We start from the raw sequence: 947 nt of genomic DNA on the forward strand, positions 1-947 counted from the left end.
CACCGCCACCCCGGCGACCACCGCGGCCACCATCGGGGACGGTGCTGTGAGCGCCGCGTCCGACGCCAGCGCAGTCAGGATGTCGGCCGGCCGCCGCCGGGAGCCCGCCGTGCTCGAGGTACGTAACCTCAGCGTCCGTTTCGGCGGGGTGCAGGCACTCAAGGACGTCAACCTGCGCGTCGAACCGGGCATGGTGCTGGGCCTGATCGGCCCCAACGGCGCGGGCAAGACGACACTGCTCGACATCGTCACCGGCTTCACCACGCCGACATCGGGTGAGGTGCTGCTGGACGGAAACTCCATCGCAAGGTGGTCCCCGGTGCGCCGGGCACGGGCCGGACTCGCCCGGTCGTTCCAGGCGGTCGAGCTGTTCCCGGACATGACCGTCCGGGAGAACCTGCTCGCCGCGGCGGACGTCCAGAAGGCGAGGTATTACCTCACCGACCTCATCCGCCCCGGGCGGCAGCGCCCGTCCGCACTCATGGACGAGGTCGTCGAGGAGTTCGGGCTGGCGGATCTGCTTGACAGCATGCCCGCCGAGCTGCCGCACGGCCGGGCCCGACTCGTCGGTGTGGCCCGGGCCCTGCTCGCTGATCCCAGCGTGCTCTTCCTCGACGAGCCGGCCGCGGGCTTGGACTCCCATGAGAGTGCCGAGATCGGGACGGTCATCCGGGGGATCGCCGAGCGGCGCAACACCGCCGTCCTGTTGATCGAGCACGACATTCCGCTGGTCCTCGGCATCTGTGACCGCATCGCGGTACTCGACTTCGGCCAGAAGATCGCCGAAGGGCTCCCTGACGAGATCCGGACCAATCCCGATGTGATCCGTGCCTATCTCGGTGAGGACGCGACCGGTGAGGATTCTGGCGGCGCGTCAGCCGGTCCGGCTCCGGCGGTGCCCGTGCCGTCGGAGCAGCCGGAGCAGCCCGCCGAGTCGGCCGGTTCGG

The 947-nt window shown here is 70.3% G+C and carries 1 protein-coding gene; it reads left to right on the plus strand.

Annotation, left to right across the window (positions count from 1 at the left end):
* The coding region (locus tag U9979_RS12615) for an ABC transporter ATP-binding protein (protein WP_322779538.1) at positions 1-947 on the plus strand (947 nt) is incomplete at both ends.

The organism is Protofrankia sp. Cas4, assembly GCF_963555915.1.
In the GTDB taxonomy this organism is placed as follows: Bacteria; Actinomycetota; Actinomycetes; order Frankiales; family Frankiaceae; genus Protofrankia.